Annotated in this window: 1 protein-coding gene; it reads right to left on the bottom strand. The window is 37.5% G+C overall.

Annotated features, from left to right (window positions below; genetic code table 11):
• The coding region (gene rpsB, locus EZV76_RS17935) for a 30S ribosomal protein S2 (protein WP_500683429.1) at window positions 1–473 on the bottom strand (473 nt) is incomplete at its 3' end.
• Window positions 474–490 lie beyond the last annotated feature (17 nt).

Here is a 490-nt window from a genome sequence, read left to right as displayed (position 1 = left end):
ATGATTACAATATCAGGTAACCCCGTCATATATTTAATCCCGCCCAGATATKTTTGCAAGTGAGATAATTGTCTTTTCAACATAGCTGCATCTCTTTTYGGAAGAYGRTTAAATCYGCCCATCTTTTGTTCCATTCTCAAGTCTCTGAACTTATGAAGTCTCGTTTCTGTAGTAGACCAATTCGTTAACATACCACCGAGCCATTTTTTATTAACATAATGACATCGAGCCCTTATTGCAGCCCGTGCTACTRAATCAGCTGCTTTAYTTTTKGTACCAACAATTAAAAACTGTTTTCCCCKACTTGCTGCATCAAAAACCAAATCACAAGCTTCTGATAAAAAACGAGCWGTTCGAGTAAGATTTRTAATATGAATACCTTTACGCTTTGCAGAAATATAAGGYGCCATTCTAGGATTCCATTTCCTAGTACCATGRCCAAAATGAACTCCTGCCTCCATCATCTCTTCCAAATKGATRTTCCAATATC

This window comes from Flagellimonas alvinocaridis (assembly GCF_004916895.1).
Lineage (GTDB): Bacteria > Bacteroidota > Bacteroidia > Flavobacteriales > Flavobacteriaceae > Flagellimonas > Flagellimonas alvinocaridis.
This window is presented reverse-complemented; position numbering and strand designations above follow the sequence as displayed.